This window comes from Pedobacter sp. MC2016-15 (genome assembly GCF_026239695.1).
GTDB lineage: Bacteria > Bacteroidota > Bacteroidia > Sphingobacteriales > Sphingobacteriaceae > Pedobacter.
The window spans coordinates 1-24,584 of sequence record NZ_JAPIVS010000004.1; the positions used below are offsets into that span (position 1 = coordinate 1).

17 protein-coding genes are annotated in these 24,584 nt (G+C 41.7%); 2 read left to right on the top strand and 15 right to left on the bottom strand.

Translation table 11 applies throughout. From position 1 onward, the window contains the following. Positions 1-241: 241 nt before the first annotated feature. Positions 242-1,222 (top strand): acyl-ACP desaturase, encoded by a 981-nt coding sequence (locus OQY15_RS12605; protein ID WP_265792118.1) that lies wholly within the window; start codon positions 242-244, stop codon positions 1,220-1,222. Positions 1,223-1,277: 55 nt separating this feature from the next. Here the strand turns inward: OQY15_RS12605 and OQY15_RS12610 are convergent, their stop codons facing one another. From OQY15_RS12610 to cmk, 13 genes are all read right to left on the bottom strand, one after another. Beyond that, complete coding sequence (locus OQY15_RS12610; protein WP_265792119.1) at positions 1,278-4,631, bottom strand: methylmalonyl-CoA mutase family protein; 3,354 nt, start codon at positions 4,629-4,631, stop codon at positions 1,278-1,280. 83 nt (positions 4,632-4,714) lie between these two features. Next, complete coding sequence (gene pafA, locus OQY15_RS12615) at positions 4,715-6,379, bottom strand: alkaline phosphatase PafA (RefSeq protein ID WP_265792120.1); 1,665 nt, start codon at positions 6,377-6,379, stop codon at positions 4,715-4,717. Between the two features lie 58 nt (positions 6,380-6,437). Beyond that, complete coding sequence (locus tag OQY15_RS12620) at positions 6,438-7,679, bottom strand: folylpolyglutamate synthase/dihydrofolate synthase family protein (RefSeq protein WP_265792122.1); 1,242 nt, start codon at positions 7,677-7,679, stop codon at positions 6,438-6,440. Positions 7,680-7,765: 86 nt separating this feature from the next. Continuing rightward, positions 7,766-8,584 carry an energy transducer TonB gene (locus OQY15_RS12625; protein ID WP_265792123.1) on the bottom strand — a complete coding sequence of 273 codons (819 nt, stop codon included), beginning with the start codon at positions 8,582-8,584 and terminating at the stop codon, positions 7,766-7,768. Beyond that, on the bottom strand, positions 8,584-8,985 hold the full coding sequence (locus tag OQY15_RS12630; RefSeq protein ID WP_265792125.1) for a biopolymer transporter ExbD: 402 nt from the start codon (positions 8,983-8,985) through the stop codon (positions 8,584-8,586). Before OQY15_RS12630 ends, OQY15_RS12625 begins: the two co-directional genes overlap by 1 nt. Further along, positions 8,985-9,695 carry a MotA/TolQ/ExbB proton channel family protein gene (locus OQY15_RS12635; protein WP_265792126.1) on the bottom strand — a complete coding sequence of 237 codons (711 nt, stop codon included), beginning with the start codon at positions 9,693-9,695 and terminating at the stop codon, positions 8,985-8,987. Before OQY15_RS12635 ends, OQY15_RS12630 begins: the two co-directional genes overlap by 1 nt. A 1-nt stretch (position 9,696) precedes the next feature. Next, complete coding sequence (locus tag OQY15_RS12640) at positions 9,697-11,043, bottom strand: hypothetical protein (protein WP_265792127.1); 1,347 nt, start codon at positions 11,041-11,043, stop codon at positions 9,697-9,699. A 53-nt stretch (positions 11,044-11,096) separates the two neighbouring features. Then, positions 11,097-12,836, bottom strand: a complete 1,740-nt coding sequence (locus tag OQY15_RS12645) for a TonB-dependent receptor (protein ID WP_265792128.1) — start codon at positions 12,834-12,836, stop codon at positions 11,097-11,099. 11 nt (positions 12,837-12,847) lie between these two features. Continuing rightward, on the bottom strand, positions 12,848-15,865 hold the full coding sequence (locus OQY15_RS12650; protein WP_265792129.1) for a tetratricopeptide repeat protein: 3,018 nt from the start codon (positions 15,863-15,865) through the stop codon (positions 12,848-12,850). A 129-nt stretch (positions 15,866-15,994) separates the two neighbouring features. Beyond that, on the bottom strand, positions 15,995-16,927 hold the full coding sequence (locus OQY15_RS12655; protein WP_265792130.1) for an aspartate carbamoyltransferase catalytic subunit: 933 nt from the start codon (positions 16,925-16,927) through the stop codon (positions 15,995-15,997). A gap of 3 nt (positions 16,928-16,930) precedes the next feature. Beyond that, positions 16,931-17,479 carry a bifunctional pyr operon transcriptional regulator/uracil phosphoribosyltransferase PyrR gene (gene pyrR / locus OQY15_RS12660; RefSeq protein ID WP_265792131.1) on the bottom strand — a complete coding sequence of 183 codons (549 nt, stop codon included), beginning with the start codon at positions 17,477-17,479 and terminating at the stop codon, positions 16,931-16,933. A 122-nt stretch (positions 17,480-17,601) separates the two neighbouring features. Then, on the bottom strand, positions 17,602-19,536 hold the full coding sequence (gene rpsA / locus OQY15_RS12665; protein WP_142529450.1) for a 30S ribosomal protein S1: 1,935 nt from the start codon (positions 19,534-19,536) through the stop codon (positions 17,602-17,604). Positions 19,537-19,695: 159 nt separating this feature from the next. Beyond that, the gene (cmk, locus tag OQY15_RS12670; RefSeq protein ID WP_265792132.1) at positions 19,696-20,382 is read right to left on the bottom strand and encodes a (d)CMP kinase; all 687 of its coding nucleotides are present in this window, start codon (positions 20,380-20,382) and stop codon (positions 19,696-19,698) included. Positions 20,383-20,472: 90 nt separating this feature from the next. On the opposite strand from cmk, the gene OQY15_RS12675 reads away from it, so the two are divergent. Beyond that, positions 20,473-20,886 (top strand): peptide chain release factor-like protein, encoded by a 414-nt coding sequence (locus OQY15_RS12675; RefSeq protein ID WP_265792133.1) that lies wholly within the window; start codon positions 20,473-20,475, stop codon positions 20,884-20,886. Positions 20,887-20,898: 12 nt separating this feature from the next. On the opposite strand, the gene OQY15_RS12680 is transcribed toward OQY15_RS12675, so the two are convergent. After that, the gene (locus OQY15_RS12680; RefSeq protein ID WP_265792134.1) at positions 20,899-21,861 is read right to left on the bottom strand and encodes a lipid A deacylase LpxR family protein; all 963 of its coding nucleotides are present in this window, start codon (positions 21,859-21,861) and stop codon (positions 20,899-20,901) included. Between the two features lie 75 nt (positions 21,862-21,936). Next, positions 21,937-24,402 (bottom strand): endopeptidase La, encoded by a 2,466-nt coding sequence (lon, locus tag OQY15_RS12685; RefSeq protein ID WP_265792135.1) that lies wholly within the window; start codon positions 24,400-24,402, stop codon positions 21,937-21,939. Between the last annotated feature and the right edge of the window lie 182 nt (positions 24,403-24,584).

Here is a 24,584-nt window from a genome sequence, read left to right on the forward strand (position 1 = left end):
GGTCGGTGCCAAATCTTAAAAAAAGCCTTTCAGGAAACTGAAAGGCTTTTCTTGTTTATAAGGTTTGCATTTTACAAAACACAATTCCCTTTTTGTTGTTCTTAAAGAGTGGATAATAACCCTCATTTATTTTTTCTTAAACATTACGATCTTTACCTTAAATTCGTTATTTAAATGCCATTGAAAAAGCATTTTGAAATAATTTTGGTTATCTTTGTCCTTAAACTAAAGCACACATATAATGAGTTTTTTTGCTGAAAAAAGAAGAGAAGTAATGCTTCATATCGAGCACTATATGCTTGAAATGATGGATTCTTATCTTAAACCAATTGACACAAATTGGCAGCCTACTGATTTCCTGCCAGTTTCTACAAGTGAAACTTTTCTGCAGGATATTAAAGCTCTCCGTGAAAATGCAAATGACCTTTCTTATGATCTGGTAGCTGTATTGATTGGAGATACAATTACCGAAGAAGCATTACCTACTTATGAGTCATGGTTAGCCATGGTGGAGGGCGTGAGTCGCAGTGAAGAGGGCGGTTGGATGAGATGGAACCGTCACTGGACAGCGGAAGAAAACAGACATGGTGATCTTTTAAATAAATACCTCTATTTGTCTGGTCGTGTCGATATGAGACAAATGGAAATATCAACTCAGTATCTTATCGCTGATGGTTTTGACATTGGTACCGGTCATGACCCATACCGTAACTTTATTTATACCAGTTTTCAGGAACTTGCTACAAATATCTCACATAGGAGAGTTGCTTCATTAGCTAAAAAAGATGGTGATACCTTGCTGTCCAAGATGTGTGGTGTGATCGCTTCTGATGAGGCACGACATGCAAAAGCTTACAAGGATTTTATGTCTAAAATCTTTGAAGTAGATCCGAATGAGGCCATGATAGCCTTTGAGGATATGATGCGCAAAAAAATTGTAATGCCTGCTCATTTCCTTAGAGAAATGGGAATGAAAATGGGACAAACATTTGGTCATTTTACAGATGCTGCTCAACGTCTGGGCGTTTACACCGCTGTTGATTATGTAGAGATCATGCAACAATTGATTGATGAGTGGAAACTGGAAAGTATGCTGGACTTAAATGATGCTGGTGAGAAAGCACGTGACTATATCATGGCTTTACCAAGCAGGTTATTGCGTGTGGCTGAGAGAATGAAAAATCCTACCATTGACTACAAATTCAGCTGGATTCACTCTTAGTCTGCCTGAAGAGAATTTATATATGGAGCCTGGATATTTATCCAGGCTTTTTTGTTTACATATTCCTCCTGTATTGTCCGCCAACTTCATAGAGCGCTCTGGAAATTTGTCCCAGTGAACATATTTTACAGGCTTCCATCAGTTGTTCGAAGATGTTACCTCCATTTATCGCCGTAATCTGCAGCTGCTTTAATATTTCAGTTGAATCATTAGCATTGCGGGTTTGAAAGTCCAATAATGACTTTATCTGATACTGTTTTTCTTCTTCAGTTGCACGGATCACTTCTGCCGGTAGGATCGTTGGTGAACCATTGCTGTTCAAAAATGTATTTACACCCACTATCGGGTGTTCTCCCGAATGTTTAAGTGTTTCGTAGTATAAACTCTCTTCTTGTATCTTTCCACGCTGATACATCGTCTCCATGGCACCCAAAACTCCTCCGCGATCATTTAGTCTCTTAAATTCCAGGAGTACAGCCTCCTCAACAAGATCCGTCAGGTCTTCAATGATAAAGGCACCTTGCAAAGGGTTTTCGTTTTTGGCCAGTCCCAGCTCTCTGTTAATGATCAATTGTATAGCCATTGCCCTTCGTACTGATTCTTCTGTGGGTGTTGTGATGGCTTCATCATAGGCATTTGTATGCAGAGAGTTGCAGTTGTCATATATCGCATACAAGGCCTGTAACGTTGTTCGGATATCATTGAAATTGATTTCCTGGGCATGCAGTGACCGTCCGGATGTTTGGATGTGGTATTTGAGTTTCTGTGAACGGTCGTTTCCCTTGTACTTATTTTTGATTGCTTTAGCCCATATCCTTCTTGCTACACGTCCGATTACAGCATATTCAGGGTCGATTCCATTGCTAAAGAAAAATGAGAGATTTGGAGCAAAGTCGTCAATATGCATTCCTCTGCTCAGATAATATTCTACAAATGTAAACCCATTGCTGAGGGTAAAGGCCAGTTGAGAAATAGGATTAGCTCCGGCTTCCGCGATGTGATAGCCAGAGATCGATACGGAATAGAAATTTCTTATGTTTTCCTGAATAAAAAACTGCTGAAGATCCCCCATCATTCTTAGTGCAAACTCCGTTGAGAAGATACAGGTATTTTGTGCCTGATCTTCCTTGAGAATGTCAGCCTGCACCGTCCCCCGCACGGAATTTAATGCCCCGGTACGGATTTCCTGGTATATATCTGCACCGAGTACCTGGTCACCAGTTACACCCAGAAGCAGCAGCCCCAGCCCATTATTCCCTGCGGGCAGATTTCCCTGGTAAGTGGGCCTGTTCATCATTCTCTCTGCGTAGATGTGGTCAATCCTTTGATTTATTTCCTCAGCTAGCCCATTTGCGAGGATATACTTTTCGCACTGCTGATCGATTGCTGCATTCAGGAAAAATCCAAGCAGCATAGGAGCAGGACCGTTGATGGTCATAGATACTGAAGTGTCTGAAGCGCAGAGGTCAAAACCAGAATACAATTTCTTTGCATCATCCAGGCTGGCGATGCTCACCCCGGAGTTTCCTATTTTACCGTAGATGTCAGGCCGGTGATGCGGATCCTCACCATATAGCGTGACAGAATCAAATGCGGTCGATAATCTTTTTGCAGATTGCCCCTGTGATACATAGTGAAAACGTTTATTGGTTCTCTCCGGACCTCCTTCACCGGCAAACATACGGGTTGGGTCTTCACCTTCCCGTTTGATAGGGAATACTCCGGCGGTATATGGAAATTCTCCAGGCACATTTTCCACTAGCAGCCAGTGGAGTATATCTCCCCAGTCCTGGTACCTGGGCAGGGATATCTTTGGTATCTTCAGCTGCGAAAGTGATTTGTAATGAAGTGGCTGGCTGAATTCTTTTCCTCTCACCTGATAAACAAAATATTGCCGCTGGTATTTCCTGATTGTTTCCGGCCATTCCTCCAACATCTTACGGCATTGCTCATCAAGTTGCTTTTCAAGATTCAGGTATAATTCATGGAGTGTTGCTTTTAGCCCGGAGTCTGTAGTTATATCCAAAACACCCTTTAGCTGATAGAGCTGTGTAGCAATAGCAGTTTCCTTTTGTACCCATTCCAGATATTGACCGCTTGCTTCCACAATCTCGGCGAGGTATCTTGTCCTGTCTGGCGGAATGATATATGTTTTCTGAGAACTTGTAGCAACCATTTTCAACTTCGGCTGGAAATCTATACCTGTACTCTCTTTGATTTTTTGCAGCAAAGCCAGAAAGAGACTGTTCATCCCAGGATCATTAAATTGAGAGGCCATAGTCCCGAAAACAGGAATCTCCTCATCCGGCGTATCAAATAGCTGATGGTTTCTTTTGTATTGTTTGCACACATCCCGGAGTGCATCCTCTGCGCCTGTTTTGTCAAACTTATTGATCGCTACGAGATCAGCAAAATCGAGCATGTCAATTTTTTCCAATTGTGTAGCCGCGCCAAATTCTGGAGTCATCACATAAAGAGATACATCGCAGTGTTCTGTGATTTCTGTGTCCGACTGCCCAATGCCGGATGTCTCTACAATGATCAGGTTAAAGCCTGCAGCCTTACAAATATTGATGCTTTCCTGCACATTGACGGAGAGGGCCAGGTTAGCCTGTCTGGTGGCCAGGGAGCGCATATAAACTCTTGGATGATCTATGGCATTCATTCTGATCCTGTCACCCAGCAGAGCTCCCCCTGTTTTTCTTTTTGAAGGATCAACAGAAATTATCGCCAGAGTTTTCTCCGGCACTTCCAGTAAGAAGCGCCTCACCAATTCATCTATGAGAGAGGATTTGCCGGATCCACCGGTCCCGGTTATTCCCAGTACGGGTATCCGGTTATTAGTCTTTAGCTCAGTTATGAAATCCTGAGCGCCCACAGGATCATTTTTTGCGACAGTGATTGCTCTGGCAATACTTTTGATGTCCTTTGACAGAATCGACTTCAGTTCATTACTGATTGATCTGACCGGGTTGAAATCTGCCTGTTCGAGCATATGGTTGATCATCCCTTGTAATCCCATCTTGCGCCCATCGTCAGGAGAAAAAATCCGGCTGATCCCATATGCCTGTAATTCTGCGATTTCGTTAGGCAGAATCACTCCACCACCACCTGCGAAAATCTTAATGTGTGTGGCATCACGTTCACGAAGGAGGTCATACATATATTTGAAATACTCGATATGGCCACCCTGGTAGGAAGTAATAGCGATACCCTGAACATCTTCCTGAATGGCACAGTTTACTACTTCCTCGACAGAGCGGTTGTGGCCCAGGTGGATTACCTCAGCTCCGGAAGACTGAAGAATACGGCGTATGATATTGATCGTGGCATCATGACCGTCAAACAAAGCTGTAGCAGTAACAAAACGTATCTTATGCTTTGGCTGATAACTGGTAACCTCTTCCATGGCTGAAATATATTTGGTATCTAAAGTTAAGCAACGGGCATAAAAAAAGCCGCATATTGCGGCTTTTAGTTTTTTCTTACAGACTATTGATGAGTCAGCTCAGTGATAGGCTCACCAACGTTACCACTTGGCATCTGGATATGGAGCATAGCTGCGATTGTTGGCGCAATATCTGTCATGTGGTGTGTCTTGTTAGTTTTACCAGGCTTAACATGCCAACCCATGAAAACACATGGGATATGGGAATCGTACGGATTCCATGCGCCGTGAGTTGTTCCGGTTTTACCCCCGTCAAAATAGTTTGGCTGTAAAATAAAATATACGTCCCCGCTTAAACGTGGATAGTAGCCATTGGTGATCATTTCCTTTTGCACAGCTGGCAAAGTACTCTCTGCGATTCTGTTCAGGTCTACGGCATTCGCAATTCCGTCATATGTCCTGAGGTAATCTACGGTCGCAGATTTCAGGGCAGTGAAGTCGATATTCTGCAGGTCTTTATTGGTATGGTCAAAGATGATCTGATTGTTCATGGCGAACATAGCAGGTTTTTTGATTTTGAATTTACCTTCCAGATATCCGTTCAGTCCGGTGATAATCGCTTTGTTATCAACTGTTCCACCCGGCAGGTTGTTCTCATTCATAAAGCCAGGGACATGTGCAGCACCATGATCTGCAGAAAGAAATACTAAATATTTGCCTTTTCCAACTGTCTGATCCAGATAGTTGAAAAACTCTTCCATGTCTTTATCAAGGCGCAGGTAAGTATCTTCAGCTTCGATAGAGTTTGGCCCATACTGGTGACCAACATAGTCGGTTGATGAGCAGCTGACAGCCAGGAAATCTGTGATGTTATCCTGACCAAGGCCTTCAGCTTTAATCGCTTCTTCTGCGAGTTTAAGTGTAAGCGTATTTCCGTAAGGGGTACTTCTGATCATGTCATAGTTCTTACCGGTATAACTCTTCAGGTTATGTGGAAATGTGGGAGCCTGCTCACCTCTGGTGATGCCTTCATAAACTTTATTATCGGCAGTACTCTGTGTGTAGGTATTAATAGGGTACATGGTATCCCAGTTTTTCTCATAATAATTATTGGCGAATTTCCTACTGTTAAAATTCTGCAGCCATGCAGGCAGCTGATTCATATACCAGGTACTTGTGATAAAGTCGCCGGTCTGACCATCGTACCAGTATGCCCCGGTTGGGGTATGACCAGCAGGCAGGATGGAGCCACGGTCTTTCAATGAGATACCGATCACTTTTCCCTTAAAGTTTGTGGCGAGACGCAGCTCGTCAGTAATGGTTGTACTTTTAAGGTTTTTAGGTGACATCTTTCCTGCAGCGTTTTTTGAGCCAACACCAGTTACAGTACTGTCATCAGTACAATATACATGTTTTCTTGTTTGTGGATCGTACCAGTCGTTTCCGATAATTCCTGTTATTGCAGGTACCGAGCCGGTATAGATTGAAGAGTGACCTACAGCAGTATAAGTTGGGGTATAAGGGATGTAAGTGTTTTCTGCTGAAAATCCTTCATTGATCATACGTTTGAAGCCGCCGTTTGAATAGCGGTCGTAATAACGGTACAGGTAATCCCATCTCATCTGGTCGACAACCAGTCCGATCACTAATTTTGGGCGGTCAAGTGTAGCTGTTGCGGCTGCCGGTGCTTTGGCATTCTTAGCTTTTTGTGCGAAGGTACTGCTGTATACACAGCAGAGGCATGCGAATAACAAGGTTCGTTTCATCATTATATTTTAATGCGGTAAATATAACTTTAAACAAATAAAATTAGTGTTAAGAAACCTCTTAAAGCGCTTCTGCAACAACAAAGGTACTTCCGCCGACAAAGATCAGGTCCTGCGGATCAGCCGAGTTTCTGGCGGCTTCCAATGCAGAAGGAACGCTGTCGTACACTTTACCTTTAAGATTGAACTTTTCCGCCTGTTGCGCAAGTTCAGTTGCAGGCAATGCTCTTTCCAGTACAGGCTCGCAGAAATAGTAATTTGCCGTAGCCGGAAGAAGCTGCAGCACACTGCTGACATCCTTATCCTTTAACATGCCAATCACGATATGCAGTTTTTTATAAGGTGTAGCCTGAATGTTTTGAAGTACCTCCTGAATACCAGCAATGTTATGCCCGGTATCACAAATGACAAGAGGATCGCGGCTCAGGGTTTGCCATCTGCCCTGCAAACCGGTAATAGTTACGGTATCCGCCAGACCACTGTACACGGCCTCTTCGGGAATAGCAAAACCGTTACGGTTTAATAAGATGACCGACTGGATGACCGTAAGTACATTTTTAAGCTGATAACGGCCGGTCAGATCGAGTTTAAGATCTTTATAGATCCTCGCGTTGTTTTTATAAATAGAAACTACCAGTTGTGTGCCTTCATTGCGCACATCATCAAGACGCAGTTCAGTATTTGCAAATACCAGTTCACTGGATGTTTCCTCAGCTTTGCTGATGAATACCGGGGCAGATTCTTTCTGTTTCTCACCAATTACCACAGGGATGCCCGGTTTGATGATTCCTGCTTTTTCAAATGCAATTTCAGGCAGTGTGTTGCCCAGCAAATTGGTATGGTCGAGACTGATATTGGTAATGACAGATAATTCTGGGGTAATGACATTTGTAGAGTCGAGCCTTCCACCCAATCCGACTTCGATCACAGCGATGTCTACCTGTTCTGAAGCAAAATAATCAAATGCCATGGCCACGGTAACCTCAAAAAAGGAAGGGCTGATTTCTTCGATTTTCTCTTTTTCTCTCTCCGTAAATTCAACAACGGCATCTTCAGACATCATCTTTCCATTGATTCTGATACGTTCCCTGAAATCTTTAAGATGCGGAGAAGTGTACAGGCCGGTCTTATAACCTGCTTTCTGTAATATGGCAGCAAGCATATGTGAGGTTGAGCCTTTTCCGTTTGTACCACCTACATGGATGGTCTTAAACCTTAGATGTGGATTACCGACATGCTCACATAACAAAAGTGTATTATCTAAATCCTTTTTGATCGCAGCTGCGCCAATGCGTGTAAACATTGGAAGTTTATTGTATAGATACTCGAGAGTTTGAGAATAGTTCATTAGTACAAAAATCTAACACAGTAACGTATCAAATCAGGATATTATTTCACTTTAAAATTGAATACCACAACACCTGTCTGAAGATCAGGAGCAGATTCTGACTGATTGAGGCGGGCGCCCATTACAGCAGCTTTACATTTAGCCCAAAGATCAAGGTCTTGCAGGGTAGTGCCTTTAACGCCGGGGGTAGCTTCAACAACAATTCCCTGTTTATTTACAGTGATACGCACAGCGATTTTACCCGTTTTCTGTCCGTCATCCTGTGGCGTAACCAGATTGGTAAAGCGTCTCAGGGCAATAGGGGTAGTCCCGAACCCAGAGCCTCCTTCGCCATAATTATTGGCAAGTGGATCACCATTCACGGAGCCCTGGTTGCCCGGTGTAGTTCCTGTTCCGTCGCCACCACCAGTACCCTTGCTGGATTTTCCTTTGTAAAGAGCGTTTTGGTTGATCGCCGGTTTGGCAGGTTTATCCTCCACCTTTGTGGCAGTAGGTGTAGAGGGTTTATTTGTTTTTTTTGTGTTGATACTTACAGCTTCTTCTGTCGTTTGTGTAGCGATTTCCTTATCAGAACTTTCAACAGATTTTTCCGGAGTAACCTGCTGATCAGGAACTACTTTGTCCGGAGCCTGATTGTTGGCATTCGGATCTGCCGAAGGCTCTTCCACACTTGTATAGTCAGAGCCCATTCCCTCCACAGAAGTCCCATAGTTCACTACCATACCACCCATACCAGCCTCTTCAGGTGGCTGGAAGGTACCGATGGCAATAAACAGGCTCAATGCCAGCAAACCGGCCAAAATTGCCGTTGAGATAGCCACTGCTTTAGGGTAATTATTTTCCTCTTTATATGGAGTCATTATTTTTTTGGTTCTACTGCCAATACAACTTTCAGTTTCAACTGATTAGCAACATCAAATACGGCCATCGTGTTTTCAATGGAAACCCCTCTGGCTACATACAATACAATCGTAAGGTCCGGAGAAGCCTGCTGATACCTTTCGATACTGGCTTTCATGGTCTCCAGTGTAACTGCTTGCTTATCTACAAAATAATTGAGCTTTTCATCTATAGAAACCGTTACAGTTTTCTGTGCTGATGATTGCTGTCCAGATTCTGAACGCGGAAGCAGTAACTTTACTACCTGTGGATTTACTACTGCCGAAGCAAGCAGGAAGAACAGCATCAGGAAGAACATGATGTCATTCAGTGCTGAAGTATGGACTTCAACACTTGCTTTATTTCTTTTGCGCAGATTCATTATTTACCTGGTTCTTCTAATAGATCAATAAACTCTAATGCATCAGTCTCCATTCTCAGGATAATCCTTTCAACCATTGCGTTCAGGATATGATACAGTACGTATGAAATAATACCTACAACCAGTCCGCTTGCAGAGGTGATCATCTTCGTGTATAAACCACCAGAGATCGTACCAATTTCAATAGCACCTTTGATGGAAACATCATGGAAAATGGTAATTACCCCCACGATAGTACCCACGAAACCCAGCATGGGTGCAATACCCGCGATAATACCAAGAATACTGATGTTTTTTTCCAGTTTTGAAACTTCCAGTTTACCTACATTTTCAATTGCAGCTTCTATATCCTTGATAGGTCTGCCAATACGTCTCAGACCTTTCTCCAGCATTCTTCCCAATGGAGAACTTGTATTTCTGCACAGCGCGATCGCATTTTCCAACCGGCCGTCATGAATATATTGTTTAATCTGCAGCATCAGATTGGTTTCTGATTTGGAAGCCTTTCTGATCGTAAGGTATCTCTCTACGAAGATGACAAGTCCGGCGAAAGCCAGAAGGCCAAGCGGGATCATTACCCATCCACCTTTAATTAACAAGTCGAAGAAATGGAGTTCCTGAGGTGCAGTAGCTAGAGCCTGGTTTGCAGCATTAGCGGTATCCGTTAATTGTTTTACTGTATCTGCAGTAACCTGAAGCAATGTGGTCATATTATTTTTGTTTGTTTCTGTAAATGTATATTCCTGGTATTTTCAATTTTTTTGATAGTCTGTCCAATTCTTCTTTGGCAGATTTCTCATCTTTTAACGTAGCGATACTCATTTTTAGTCTTCTTCCGGACATATTGGTTACCACCTTTGCATCTATGCCGCTTTTTTTCATCAGTGCTATAAAGTTGTCAGCTTCTTTCTGGTCATGCATTGAGGCCCCGATGATTTCGTACACTGTAGCTGTATCCACCGGCGTGGCAGGGAGCGTATTGATCAGCGTGTCAGCAGGAGACAGAGAAGCACCATTTTTCTGGATAGAATCCGTAGTCAGCGTATCTTCATTTGGCACTGCGGACAGCCCGGGTTTAGCAGCTGAAGTGCTTAACTTCTTAGCCGGAGCTTTACCCGTCAGGCCATTAAAAACATCAGGTTTGATCTGATAAACAATACCCATCATCAATGCCAGTATACCAATGCTGATCAGAATTTTTAAGTATGCCGGCATAGTTTTTTGTTCTTCTGCCTGGGCGGGATAAACAGGGAAAGGATCTATAGATGAGTTCTCGTCTATAGCGTCTTCCCTGGCACTGATCTTATTTAACTTCATGATCACCTCTTCATCACCCGGACCTGTAGATTTCAGGTATGGTGATTTTGAGCGATAAAAGTTTAAGGATTCAATCTCCTCACGCAACTGCTGTTCGTTCTTTTTGTACTGGGCGAATGGGTTTTCTTCTACAGGTTCCTTCACTTCAGGAACTACTTCTTCCTGCTCGGGGGCTAACTCTGCTGCGATAGGATCAGCTGCTGGTGTATCGCCAGGATTTTCCTCAGTTTGATCATTGTCAGCAGTAACAGATTCAAGTGTTGGTTCCTCCTCTGGAGTTGAAAGGGGCTCTTCAACCGCTATATTTTCAGTACTGATTTCCGGAGTTGTTTTTTCCTGCTCATCTTTTACTACGGGTAATCCATAGAAATCGAAGCCGTAATTAATGGATTCCGCTGGTTCAAACGTTATCTTGTTCCCTGATTTTACGAGTTTACCCAATTCCCCAAAGTTGATTGAATGCTCACGGTCAAGTCTTGATTGTATCTCAGTGCTAAATTCATTGATAAAATAGATGGCCGTATCAATGGAAACATTCCGCTTAGTGCCAATAAAAGATGCAAGCAAGGAATCTTCCTTTATTTCATCAGTGAAATCAAGCGTATAACTTGGCGGGATGAATGAATGCGTTTCGGCATCATACCTTCCCGGTATTTTCTTTTTATAGACAGTTCCCAAACCGGAAATCCCAACGGCTTTACGCGTTTGAATAAGCTCTGAGAGATATGACAAGACATCCATTCTGGTAAAAATAAATTTTAATTCCGTATCAACCAATTATAAAATCGATTTGCTTAGAATGAGTAGCTGATTCCACCAAAAACGTTAACACCAATCACCTCATAATACAGGTATCTGCTGTATTTTGTATTCAGTAAGTTGTTTGCTTTTGCAAAGGCAGAGAACCTGTTATTGATCTTGTAAGTAGCACCAATTCCGAGGTCGACATATCCTTTTACATTTGTTGTTGTCTCAATTGCACTATTAGGAATTACATAAGGGCTTGCCGGCGCAGACGTATAAAGTTTAGCGTTGCTTGCATCCTGAATAGATACGGCCGCATTGAAACCAATCTTATCGGTCACACTGTAAAGCAAGTTAGAGTTGATACGGAGCTGAGGTTTGAACCAGCTGTAAGTTTCTGAAGCAGGTTTATAATCTTCAAGATTTAATTTACCAGTCCATTTTAGCTGGTCGCTCACCTGTACTGAAAGTTCTCCTTCAAGACCCAGTACTTTTGCATTACCAAAGTCGTAGATTACATCAAATCGGGTTGGATCATTAAAGTTGTTTACGAACAAAGGCATATCCGTAATTTCTTTACGGTAAACGCGAACTTTGTATCCAAAGCCCGGACCGCCTGTACCTTTAATACCGGCACTGAAGCTTAATTTTTCTATCGAATTTCTGATTGCAATATTGCTGTTGAGGAAAGGATTTTCGTCAGTAAGTTCTTTCATAGACGTTCTGTTTACATCACCTTTCAACTCTCCGAAAATCTGCAGGTAATCAGGGATCAGCGTGAAGTCTGCTGTTACCGCAGGAAAGATATGTCCGGCAGAAACAGTTCCGAATTCCTGTACATAGTTAATTCCGGCGTTGATCTTTATACCGTTTGCTTCTAACCTGATGTATGGGTTTAAGCGCAGCAGGTTATTCTTAACATTTGTCAGCTGATCTTTTGTATTGCCAAATTCTGTGGACGCTGCAAGTCCTAAATTAAAGCTGCTGATTCTTTTGTTCAGGTATCCGTTGATGACCACTGAGTTTTCTTTTGCAGAGAGCTGATCTCCCCAGATATAGCCGTTGATCTTTGCGGCATAGCTGAGAGCATCAGGGTCTTCTGTATATTTATTTACCACTTCACCTTCAGCTTCTATAAAGTTGAATGCCTGTTTGGCAGGATCAAGGTTTCTCAGCGGATTGTTTTCGTCAAAACCGTAGAAGTTGAACCCTTTTCTTTCATAGTTTATACGTCCGCTCAATACAGCCTGATCACCGATGCTGCGTCCGAATACGCTGGCTTGCTGCTGACTAAGTTTCTGTCCTTCCAGTTTACCACTTTGGCTAAAATGTCTGAAGAAACCACCAACCTGCAGGGCTTCGTCTCTGTCCATATTGATATAGGCTTCACCGAAGATGGTGTTTGCAGAACCCAGGCCACCTTTCACATAGTTATTGATCAGTTCAGCTTGTTTCTCAGCAGCAACATCCTGTGCATAGAGCTTATCAATATCAGAGTTCAGCATCAGCTTTCTGTCAGTAAGCGCATAGTTGAAGCGTGCTTTATAGGATTTTACATCATTTAAATCCGGACTTCTTCTGAGTTTAACCGCTTCGGCTAAAATTGGTTTGTATGGTCTTACTACTTCAATTTCTTCTGTTACAGCTTTATCGTCTTTCTTCTCTTCCGGTTTTTGCTCGGTTTTTTTATCGGTCTTTTTCTCCGTAGTTTTTTTATCCTGCGCGTTCACTGTAAGTGTGCCTGCGGTAAGAAAAAGAAAGGATATATATACTAGTTTGCTCAATTTCATGATGCTTGGTCTTATTTAATTTTTTGTAATTTTTCTTTGGCAGTAGCTACGATTTCGTCTTTACCGTCATAATTGTCAATAATACTGAGCAGTGTGCTTTTTGCCTGCAGGTTGTCTTTAAGGGCAACATAGTTATCTGCCAGCAGGATGAATGACTTGGCTACCCAGTAATCATAAGATGGCATGTTATTGATGATATCAAAGCAGGTTTTTTGCGAAGTTTTGTATTCACGTTTATTGTACTGGATTTGTGCCAGTGTAAATTTAGACTCTGCTGCTGCGATCGTTTTTGTTTTTGCTGCTACATTGCTGAATGCTTTTACGGCAGATGTTGTATCGGCTTTTATCAGGTAAGCTTTACCAGCATAAAGATCAACACTGTTCCTTTCTTCTTCTGAAGCTTTCTCCGACTCTTTGGTCAGTTGAACATACTTGAGCATGTCATCAGGGCTGTTTAGAGCTGTGTAGGCCTTAAGCAGGTTATTGATCGCATAAGAATAGTGTGATTTATAATCAGCAGTAGTCTCCAGTCTTTTCAGGTATACGATTGCTTCGTTGTATTTCTTCTGATCCAGGAAAAGTTTGGAAATACTGATCAGAGAGCGCTCAGTCCAGTCGCTCGTCCAGTCGTTCAGAATAAATTCATAATCCGGAATAGCCTCATCCGGACGGTTCAGTTTTACCAAAGATTCAGCTCTGATGAACTTAGCTTCCTTGGCATGGATTGCTTTAGGATATTTATCGAAGTAAGCATTTACACTTTCTACAGTACCCTGTGCATCACCTTTCAGGTACATTGTATTTGCAGCCTGGAAAACGATATTATCCTGGTCGGCCACCGTGTAGTTTCCGATTGGGGTAGTAGCGGCATAAGTGATAAAACCATTTGCATCCCCGCGGTCTACATAGATGTTTTTGATTGACTCCAGAGCCTGTTTCGCCTCTTCAGTACTTGCGTAGTCAGTAATTACCTTTTTAAATGATTCCAGTGCAGCGTCATCCTGATCCTGGTTGTATTGTACCAGACCAATGGTTACCAGTGCCCTTGGGACATAGCTGCTGTTTGGATATTTGGCGATGAGCGCTGTCAAATCATTTTTGGATCTGTCCAGTTCACCTTTATTGAAATAAGTATATGCTGTTTCGAAGCCTGCATCATCCGCGTAGTTAGATGAAGGGAACTGTTGCAGCAGGCTTTGCATAGTAGCAATTTTAGTATCATTCTGATCCTGAAGACCCTGTATCATACCTCTCTGGAACAAAGCATAATCATCACCGGTAGATTTATCACTGATGATCCTGTTGTAATAATTTAAGGCATTGCCATAGCTTTTATTTACGAAGTATGAATCTGCAAGACGTACCGTAGCGTCAACTACAGTGTTTTTATCTTTGTCGTTTCCAGCGAGGAAGCGTTCGAAATAATTGGCAGCCTTAGAGTACTTTTCATCTTCGAATGCTGCATAAGCCAGTGCATAGTTGGCAAAGTTGTAAACTTTAGTTTTTTCGGCACCTGGCATAGTCAGGAATTTCTCGAAGGTTTTTACCGCTTCGCCAAATTTGCGCAGTTCATACATCGACTCTGCCATCCAGTAGGTACTCAGGGCATTTATTTCCTGATCATCCGGATAAGCATTGGAGCGGATAAACATCGACAAAGCATTTGGAAATGCACGCTCGTTATAGAATTCCAGACCTCTGAAATAAGTTACCTTCTGGTATGCTTCTTCGGCTTCAGGTGATTTTTTAACGATAGGTTCCAGGATGTCAATTGCTGCCTGGTAGTTTTTACTCGTTAAGAGAATCTCTCCAAGTAGAGTTTTAGCTTCATTGATCTTCGCTGAGCGCGGGAATTGTTTCAGAAAGTTCTGTGTAGATTCCAGTGCCTGTTGATTGAAGTCAAGTTCATAGCTTAAGCGGGCATAGTTGATCCATGATTCTTCCTGGATATCTTTATCGAACTCCAAACGCGAAGCCCTGAAGAAAGCACTTCTGGCTTTTTCTTTATCAGTTAATTTAAGGAAAGCACGACCCAGCGTGTACATCCCGCTTTGAAGGTAAACGTCGTCAGTATTAAGCTGTGATAAAACAGTTACTGCTTCTTTTGTTTTGTTAAGCTGAAAAAGTGAATATCCATACTGATAGATAAACAGGTTATTTTTCTTTTCTGATTTATCTTTCGAATAGAAATCCCGGAAATACAACTCTGCGTTTTTGAAATCTGATTTTGCAAAATATGATGCCGCAATCAGGCTCAGCATTTCTGCTTCAAACTGTTGCTTACTGCTTTTCAGAATAGGAAGGGCATAGCTGATCACATCGTCATATCTCTTGTCGAGGTAATACATAGAGGTGATGTAGTAAGGATAACTCGCTTCATAAGTAGGAGAGCCCTTTAACTTTTCAAAGTTAGCCAGTGCAGTTTTGTAGTCTTTATTCTGATATCTGATGTAAGCAAAGTAATAGATAGAACTTTCCTGGAAAGGCCCTTCTTCATTTTTCACTTGTTCAAATAGAGGTTCCGCTTTCGCGATGTCTTTTTGCACGAAGTATGAATAGGCTTGTTTGAACTGGTATTCTGTACGTTGTTTTTTGGAAAGGGTAGAAGGATCAGTTTTTTCGAACCACTCCAAAGCCTTTACATAGTTTTTTTGCTCGAAGTAAGATTTACCAACATGAAAGAAGGCAAGCTTTGTATTTGGGTTTAGCGGATAGTCACGGATGAAAGTCTGGAAAAGACTTTCTGCATCGTTATTGCCCAGCTCAAGGGCACATACAGCGGCATAGAATTTGGCATTTTCTTTCAGTGTAGAAAGTTCCGAATTGCTCTCCTGCTGTGTTCCCGGTTTTGTTCTAAGCTGCTCTACAAGTCTGAACTGTTGGGCAGCAGCAACATATTTTTCGTTATCGAGTAATTCGAGGCCAGTCTGATAATTTTTATTGAGGTTTACTAACGCACTTACCTGAGCGTAACCTGTGGTGAGGTTACCAGCCAATAAAAGCGGAATAAAAAGGTATTTTTTCTGCATTTGGTTTGAATATATTGGTGCTAATATAAAAATTGTAGAGACACTTGTTAACGATAGAAGTTAACAAGTGTTAATAACACTGTTTAACGTAAAGTTTGTAAAATTGGTATTAGGAAAGTTACAAAGAGGTTAATCTCTCTGAGAAGCAAGCAGATAGAGTACGGCCATTCTTACCGCAACACCATTTTCTACCTGATCTAAGATGATCGATTGTTTACTGTCTGCAACATCACTTGTGATTTCCACACCCCTGTTAATAGGTCCGGGATGCATCACAATGATCTCTTTATCCAGGTTATCCAAAATCTGTTTGTTCAGACCATACATCATCGCATATTCTCTGAGCGAAGGGAAGTATTTGATATCCTGTCTCTCCATCTGAATCCTCAACATGTTGGCCACATCGCACCAGTTTAGGGCTTTGATCAGATTGTGTTCCACCTTTACACCCAGCGCTTCAATATGTTTGGGGATTAAAGTTGTTGGTCCGCAAACCATAACTTCGGCTCCTAATTTCTGCAGGCAGAGAATGTTGGATATCGCTACCCTGGAGTGTAAAATATCACCCACAATCACTACCTTTTTTCCCCTCACATCGCCAAGTTTCTGACGGATGGAATAGGCATCAAGCAGTGCCTGGGTAGGATGTTCATGAGCACCATCTCCGGCATTTACGATCTGTGCATTGATATGTTTGCTGAGGAAAACACCTGCTCCTGCATATGGATGCCGCATCACCACCATATCCACTTTCATGGCCAGGATGTTATTTACGGTATCAATCAGCGTTTCACCTTTACTTACTGAAGAAGAAGAGGCGGCGAAGTTGATCACGTCGGCAGACAATCTTTTTTCAGCAAGTTCAAAAGATAGCTTGGTCCGCGTAGAATTTTCGAAGAAGATATTGGCGATTGTGATATCACGCAGGGAAGGGACTCTTTTGATCGGTCTGTTGATCACGTCCTTAAAATTATCTGCAGTTTCAAAAATCAATTCAATATCATTCAGGTTGATGTCTTTGATGCCTAAAAGATGTCGTGTTGATAGTTTTTCTGCTGCCATTTCTTACTTATTTCTTTCTGATAATAAAATTACTTTGTCTTCACCTTCGGTTTCTTTCCAGCTCACTTTTACCAGCTGCGAATCCATGCTATCCACCTGTTGTCCGATATAATCCGGTTCAATAGGGACATGTCTGGAGAACCTCCTGTCGATTAAGACCATGAGTTCAACTTTAGCTGGTCTGCCATAAGCCAGTAGTGCATCTAAGGCAGCTCTGATCGTGCGGCCGGTCCATAACACGTCATCTATAAGGATGACGTTGCAGCCCTCAATGATGAAATCTATAGTATTGCTGCTGGCGGATACAATTCCGTCTTTTCTTCTGAAATCGTCTCTGAAAAAAGTAATATCAAGATTACCTTTCCGGATGTTTTCAGTTTTAAGAATATGAGTGAGTTCTTGTTTTACCCTATCGGCGAAGTAGCTGCCCCGGGGTTGAATGCCAATAAGTACGGTATTAGAAAAATCGGTATGATTCTCAATTAATTGATGACAAAGTCTTTTAATTGTGATTTGGAACTTTTTACCGTCTAGCAGGGTTCTTTTTTGCATTGACAAATTGATTAGGCAAATATAAAAAATCGAATTGAATTACGGGGATGCATTTACAATTTATTTGAAAACAAAAAAGCATCCCGGTTAGGGGATGCTTTTCAAATATATAAGCTTTAAGATTATTTAGCTTTGTTTTTGCTTTCTTCGCCTTCCATTTGCTCTTTCAATTGTGCAAGAACACCTAGATCACCAAGAGTTGATTTCTCAACTGAATCTTTAACTTTTTTAACTGCATTGCTGGATGCTTTAGCTTCTTTTTTCTTAGATGCTCTTTCTTCAGCAGCAACTTCAGCTTTAGCCTCTTCCCAGATACGGGCGTGAGAAACAACGATACGTTTAGCATCTTTGTTGAATTCAATGATTTTGAAGTCATTGGTTTCTTCAGCTTTGATAGTAGTACCATCTTCTTTAGCCATGTGTTTAGTTGGTACGAAACCTTCTACACCATATGGTAAAGCAATAACAGCGCCTTTATCAGTTACTTTAACAACAGTTCCCTGGTGAATTGAATCTAACGTGAAGATAGTTTCAAAAGTATCCCAAGGGTTTTCTTCTAATTGTTTATGACCTAAGCTTAATTTACGGCTATCAACGTCTAATTCTAAAACAACTACGTCTAATGTATCACCAACTTTAGTGAATTCGTTAGGGTGGTTAACTTTTTTAGACCATGAAAGATCAGAAATATGGATTAAACCATCAATACCTTCTTCAATTTCCACGAATACACCGAAGTTAGTCATGTTTTTAACTACAGCAGTATGTTTGCTTCCGATAGGATATCTTTCAGCAACATTTTGCCAAGGATCCTGAGTTAATTGCTTAATACCTAAGCTCATTTTGCGTTCATCGCGGTCTAAAGTTAATACTTCAGCTTCGATTTCATCGCTAACTTTAAGGAATTCCTGTGGACTGCGTAAGTTTTGTGACCAAGACATTTCTGAAACGTGAATTAAACCTTCAACGCCAGGAATGATTTCTAAGAATGCACCGTAATCAGCTACAGTAACGATTTTACCTTTAACTTTAGATCCAACAACAAGGTTAGTATCTAAACTTTCCCAAGGGTGTGGAGTCAATTGTTTCAAGCCTAAAGCAATACGTTTTTTCTCGTCATCAAAGTCAAGAACAACTACATTGATTTTCTCGTCTAAGCTCAATACTTCTTTCGGATGCTCTATGCGGCCCCAAGAAATATCAGTAATGTGAAGTAAACCATCAACACCACCTAAATCGATGAATACACCGAAGTCAGTAATGTTTTTAACAGTACCTTCAAGTACCTGACCTTTTTCAAGTTTAGATACGATCTCAACTTTTTGACTTTCTAAATCGTCTTCGATTAAGATTTTGTGCGATACTACAACGTTTTTAAATTCGTGGTTGATTTTCACAACTTTGAATTCCATTGTTTTACCTACATAAACATCGTAATCACGGATCGGTTTGATGTCGATCTGAGAACCAGGTAAGAATGCTTCAACACCCATGATGTCAACGATAAGACCACCTTTAGTACGGCTTTTAACAAATCCGTTGATGATTCTGTCATTGTCAAGGGCTTCGTTGATAGATTCCCATGATCTTTGCGTTTTAGCTCTTTTACGAGATAAAATCAATTGACCATTTGCATCTTCAGGAGCTTCTACGAATACATCAACTGTATCGCCAATCTTCAAATCAGGAGTATCACGGAACTCAGAAGTTGATACTAAACCGTCAGATTTAAATCCTACGTTTAATACTACGTCTTTGTTGTTGATTGATACAACGATACCGCTAATGATTTCACCCTGGTTGATTTGATTGAAAGTATCGGTATACATGTCTTCAAACTTTTTACGGTCTTCGTCAGAGTATTTTCCGAAAGCTTTGTCGTCTGCATCCCAGTCAAAATCCTGATCTGGTGTTGCTAAAGATGATTTGATCTGCTCGATCGATAAAGAATCAGCTTCTGATTCAATAGTTTCTCTTTCAGTGAGACGGGCGTCTGCACCTTGTAATTCGGCTTTTTTAGCCTCTAGTTCTTTTTCTGCTACTTGTTTTTTTGCCATTAATCATTTAATCTCCTTTTCCCTTTAGGGACTGCAAAGATAGAAAATAATCTTTTTATTGAAAGAATATTTTAATAAATGTTGTTGATTTTGAACTGCTTGCCCGGTATAAGCTTGAATTCAGATGACAAAACGTTTGATTTGAAGATGAAGTGCAGGCTAATCCTGAGGTGTCAAATGTGGTGTAACCTTGTTCAGCGCAAATTGCAGTTGTTCCTCCTGTGTAATATCAGTATTGTCCAGAATGATGGCATCTTCAGCACGTACCAGCGGACTTTCCTTGCGGGTAGTGTCTGCATAATCACGGTGGGCAAGATTCTCAAAAACATCTTCGAGGGATGTTTCTGTATCGCCTTTGCTTTGTAATTCTTTATATCTCCGCTCCGCACGGATTTTGGGATCGGCAGTCATGAAAAACTTTACCTGTGCATCTGCAAATACAGTAGTACCGATATCGCGGCCATCCATTACTATATTTTTGGATTTACCCATACGTTGCTGTTGTCTGACCATTTCAGTACGTACTTCCTTAATAGCGGAAACTTCACTGACATTTTCCGATACCGGCATTTTCCTGATTTCCTCTGATACCTCTTCACCGTTAAGGGTAATGTGAGATTCATAATCTCTGGAATGAAAATTCAGTTCTATATGCTGCAGGGCATCGACAATGGCATCATGATTTGTCATGTCGATATGGTTGCGCAAAAAATATAATGTTACCGCGCGGTACATGGCTCCACTGTCTATGTAGATGAAGCCCAGTTTTTTTGCCAGCGCTTTTGCCAGTGTACTTTTACCGCAGGAAGAATAACCATCAATCGCAACAACCAGATTTTTTCTCATATGGCGCAAAGTTAGTCTTTTGACCCTTTTTTAAAAGATTAATCACGCTTTATTTGCAGCGTATTGAAAGGAAAGAATTATTTTTGCTTTATGTTACCTGACAGAAAAGAAATCGTGAAAAGTGTTTCCTTCAGAACTTCGCGCAGCGGAGGGAAAGGGGGACAGAATGTAAATAAGGTTTCGAGCAAAGTGGAACTGATCATGCATATTGCCTCTGTGGAATTTTTTAGCCCTGATGAAAAGCAGTTGCTTGCAGACAAACTTGCCCACCGGCTGGATCAGGAGGGGAACTTACATGTTATTTCACAGGAAGACCGCAGTCAGCTGGTCAATAAAGAAAAAACGCTGGATAAGCTGATTGCACTGCTGGGTACGGCACTTCATGTTGATAAACTGAGAAAACCTACACGCACACCCCGCAGTGTAATCCTGAAAAGGAAAAGTGATAAAAAATCTATTGCCCTGAAGAAGGAAAGCCGCAGGCGTCCGAGTCTGGATGCTTAATAGCCTGCTGCATTATTCAGCTTTGCCGAATCTGTAGTATAAGCCAAGCGATCCCCATTGATGGGCCCGGGCAGCGCTCTTGATCTCCCTGGTTTTGAATATGACACTAAAATCTACTGTAAAACGCGCTGAACTATAATCTGCTCCGATCTGTTGTGCAAATACCAGAGGCTTCTGGCTGAAAGTTACCGGACTATTATTGTTAAACATGCTTCCCTGGATCGTAGCATCATAGGCAACCACATTCAGCTGAGGCTTTGCATAAAAGAAAAATTCCCTTTTTACCAGTGTTTTTGTTTTTGCATGATTGCCGATTACAGCATTTGTGTAGGCGGAATTAAAAAGTTGGTTGAGGCTTCCCGTTCTGAAGAGAATTCCTGCGCCGGCACCGCTGAAAGTTGTTCCCAGGTTAGCATATCCTTCAAAAGAAAATTCGACAGCATCACCGGCTGCACGTGTCAGTAATCTGGTATACTGACCCGAGAGGTTCAGCGCAAGTTCATTTTTTATCTGATAGTCCCATCCCGCAATGTCGTAGAATCCAAAGGTACGGTGCAATAGCTTTTGGCCTGCTTCGCCAAGAGAGTTCTTGCCTGTTGTTCCTATCTGTGCTGAGGTTTTGATGATGCTTTCATTGCTGTAGAACCAATTCATAGCCGCTTCAGCATAGAGGTAGCCAGCAAATGGGCGGTCCTGAGTTGCAGGGTTTGGTGCATCTCCGGAATAGGGGTTGTACATCTTTTGTCCCAGTGAGATCTCATATGTCTTTTTTTCGAGTCCCTCAGGCAGCTTTTGCTGATCCAGTGCATGGCGGAAGTTAAAGAATAGTCCGTTGGTATAGTAGCGATCGGATCCCTGTCCAAGATATGAATCATTGTCGCTTCTCAGGCCCAGCTCATTTTTATAAGTTTGGGATTGGGCAGAAAGAGATAAGAACAGTACTGACAATAGGAGCGCGTAACCGGAATATTTCATGTTGAGTTCAAAAAAAAAGCCCCGGTTATTCCGGAGCTTTAAAGATATGAGTTAAAACTTATCTGTGCAATTAGTTTAAGCGACTTTAGGTTTGATGCTTAAATCCTGTGGATTCTTCACCTTATCTTTCGTCAGTGCCAGATCAATTACTTCTTTCATTTCCGACACATAGTGGAAATTAAGGTCAGTAATGTAGTTTTCTTTGATTTCCAGGATATCCTTACGGTTGGATTTACAAAGGATGATGTCCTTGATGTTGGCTCTTTTTGCTGCCAGTATTTTTTCTTTGATTCCTCCAACTGGTAATACCTTACCACGGAGCGTAATCTCGCCTGTCATCGCCAGATTCGATTTCACCTTACGCTGGGTGAAGGCTGATGTTAATGCTGTCAGCATGGTTATACCTGCCGAAGGACCATCTTTAGGCGTTGCACCTGCGGGAACATGGACATGCACATCCCAGAGATCAAACAATTGGTTGTCAATGTTAAATGCTGCTGCGTGCGCTCTGAGGTAGGCGAGGGCAATCACTGCAGATTCCTTCATGACATCACCCAGGTTTCCGGTTAAAGTCAGTTTTCCTTTTCCCGGGCTCAGGCTTGCTTCTATGAAGAGGATATCACCGCCAACCTGTGTCCAGGCTAAACCTGTAACTACACCCGCAACTTCATTACCTTCATACAGGTCTTTGTCGTACACAGGAGCACCCAGGATACGTTCCACATCTTCCAGACTGAGTGCAGCTTCGTAGCTTTCTTCCATGGCAATTTTTGTTGCCACCCCACGCACGAGTGATCCGATTTTCTTCTCAAGGCCCCTGACGCCTGACTCGCGGGTATAATCTTCAATAACCTTTTCAATCAGGTTATTTTTCAGAACAATATCTTTGGTTTTGATGCCGTGCTGCTCTTTCTGTTTTGGCAGCAAATATTTTTTGGCAATCTCTATTTTTTCTTCAATGGTATATCCATTTACTTCAATGATCTCCATCCTGTCGAGCAATGCCGGCTGAATGTTACTCAAAGAATTTGCAGTGGCAATAAACAAGATATTCGACAAGTCGTAATCTGTCTCCACATAGTGATCATTGAACGCATTGTTTTGTTCAGGGTCAAGTACCTCTAACAGTGCTGATGAAGGATCTCCTCTATGATCTGAACCTACTTTGTCGATTTCATCCAGCACAAAAACCGGGTTAGCGGCGCCTGCTTTTTTGATCGACTGGATAATACGGCCCGGCATTGCACCGATATAAGTTTTTCTGTGACCACGAATTTCTGCTTCATCCCTGATGCCACCCAGTGCCATACGAACATATTTTCTGTTCAATGCTTTGGCTATAGACTTGCCCAATGAAGTTTTACCAACTCCCGGAGGGCCTACAAGACAAATGATCGGGGCTTTCATGTCCCTTTTTAACTTTAATACTGCCAGGTATTCAATGATACGCTGCTTTACTTTTTCTAATCCGAAATGGTCTTTATCCAATACTTTCTGGGCCCGTTTCAGGTCGAAATTATCTTTAGTAAATTCATTCCATGGCAGGTCTAGCAGCAGTTCCAGGTAATTGATTTGTACCGAGTAATCCGGTGCTGCAGGGTTCATCCTTCCAAGCTTCTCCAATTCTTTACTGAAATGAGCTTTAACCTGTACGGACCATTTTTTCTTTTTGGCACGGGCTTCCAGCGCTTCATATTCCAGATCCGATGAATTACCTCCCAGTTCTTCCTGGATAGTTTTCAGTTGCTGATTCAGAAAGTAATCCCTCTGCTGTTTATCAAGATCTGTGCGCACTTTGGACTGAATCTGGTTTTTGAGCTCCATCATCTGCAGTTCCAGTGTCAGCAACTCCATTACCATCATGGCTCTCGCCCTCAGGTTCTCCATTTCCAGCATCTTCTGTTTATCCTTTACATCTGCATTCATGTTGGAAGAGATGAAATTGATCAGGAAAGAAGTGCTTTCAATATTTTTAAGTGCCATTGCGGCCTCACTGGGAATATTTGGAGATAGCTGGATGATCTGTGAAGACATCTCCCTTATAGATGCTACCAGTGCTTTGAATTCTTTGTCTGTTTTATGCTTGGCCTCGTTAAATTTGCTGATAGTAACTTTGATATAAGGCTCAGATTGCACTTCTTCAATCAGGCGGAAACGTTGTTTTCCCTGGATGATTACCGTAGTATTACCATCAGGCATCTGCAACATTTTGATAATATGGGCAACAGTACCCACTTTATTCAGCTGTTCGAAAGTAGGATCTTCGATAGAAACATCCAGTTGAGAGACTACCCCAATAATCTTGTCACCTTTGTAGGCTTCCTTGATTAATTTTATGGATTTGTCCCTGCCAACTGTAATAGGAATAACAACTCCTGGAAACAATACGGTATTTCTAAGCGGAAGAATGGCTAATATATCCGGTGTTTCCTCGTTATTCATCTCATCTTCATCTTGTTGGGACATTAATGGAAAAAATTCCGTATCTTCATTTATGATGGGTAGTGCATTGCCAAAATCAAACTGATCTTTTATACTCATTAAACAGGCCTTTCTAAATAAAAAACGACAATGTGACAGTGTGCCGTTTCAAAAATATTAATTATATACAATTGTGTATAATTTCAACAGTTATGCCAAAACTTCAATATCGTGTTTTGTCTGTTAAAAAGGCAGGATTATAAAATAAAATTGGCGTGACTATCATATTTTATCATTTTTAG

Coding starts and splice junctions, on each gene's coding strand:
- OQY15_RS12675 (WP_265792133.1), top strand. CDS start 20,473: ATGTTACCTGACAGAAAAGAAATCGTGAAAAGTGTTTCCTTCAGAACT.
- OQY15_RS12610 (WP_265792119.1), bottom strand. CDS start 4,631: ATGGAAGAGGTTACCAGTTATCAGCCAAAGCATAAGATACGTTTTGTT.
- OQY15_RS12650 (WP_265792129.1), bottom strand. CDS start 15,865: ATGCAGAAAAAATACCTTTTTATTCCGCTTTTATTGGCTGGTAACCTC.
- OQY15_RS12635 (WP_265792126.1), bottom strand. CDS start 9,695: ATGACCACATTGCTTCAGGTTACTGCAGATACAGTAAAACAATTAACG.
- rpsA (WP_142529450.1), bottom strand. CDS start 19,536: ATGGCAAAAAAACAAGTAGCAGAAAAAGAACTAGAGGCTAAAAAAGCC.
- OQY15_RS12630 (WP_265792125.1), bottom strand. CDS start 8,985: ATGAATCTGCGCAAAAGAAATAAAGCAAGTGTTGAAGTCCATACTTCA.
- pyrR (WP_265792131.1), bottom strand. CDS start 17,479: ATGCAAAAAAGAACCCTGCTAGACGGTAAAAAGTTCCAAATCACAATT.
- pafA (WP_265792120.1), bottom strand. CDS start 6,379: ATGATGAAACGAACCTTGTTATTCGCATGCCTCTGCTGTGTATACAGC.
- OQY15_RS12605 (WP_265792118.1), top strand. CDS start 242: ATGAGTTTTTTTGCTGAAAAAAGAAGAGAAGTAATGCTTCATATCGAG.
- cmk (WP_265792132.1), bottom strand. CDS start 20,382: ATGAGAAAAAATCTGGTTGTTGCGATTGATGGTTATTCTTCCTGCGGT.
- lon (WP_265792135.1), bottom strand. CDS start 24,402: ATGAGTATAAAAGATCAGTTTGATTTTGGCAATGCACTACCCATCATA.
- OQY15_RS12640 (WP_265792127.1), bottom strand. CDS start 11,043: ATGGATGTCTTGTCATATCTCTCAGAGCTTATTCAAACGCGTAAAGCC.
- OQY15_RS12680 (WP_265792134.1), bottom strand. CDS start 21,861: ATGAAATATTCCGGTTACGCGCTCCTATTGTCAGTACTGTTCTTATCT.
- OQY15_RS12645 (WP_265792128.1), bottom strand. CDS start 12,836: ATGAAATTGAGCAAACTAGTATATATATCCTTTCTTTTTCTTACCGCA.
- OQY15_RS12625 (WP_265792123.1), bottom strand. CDS start 8,584: ATGACTCCATATAAAGAGGAAAATAATTACCCTAAAGCAGTGGCTATC.
- OQY15_RS12620 (WP_265792122.1), bottom strand. CDS start 7,679: ATGTTTACACGCATTGGCGCAGCTGCGATCAAAAAGGATTTAGATAAT.
- OQY15_RS12655 (WP_265792130.1), bottom strand. CDS start 16,927: ATGGCAGCAGAAAAACTATCAACACGACATCTTTTAGGCATCAAAGAC.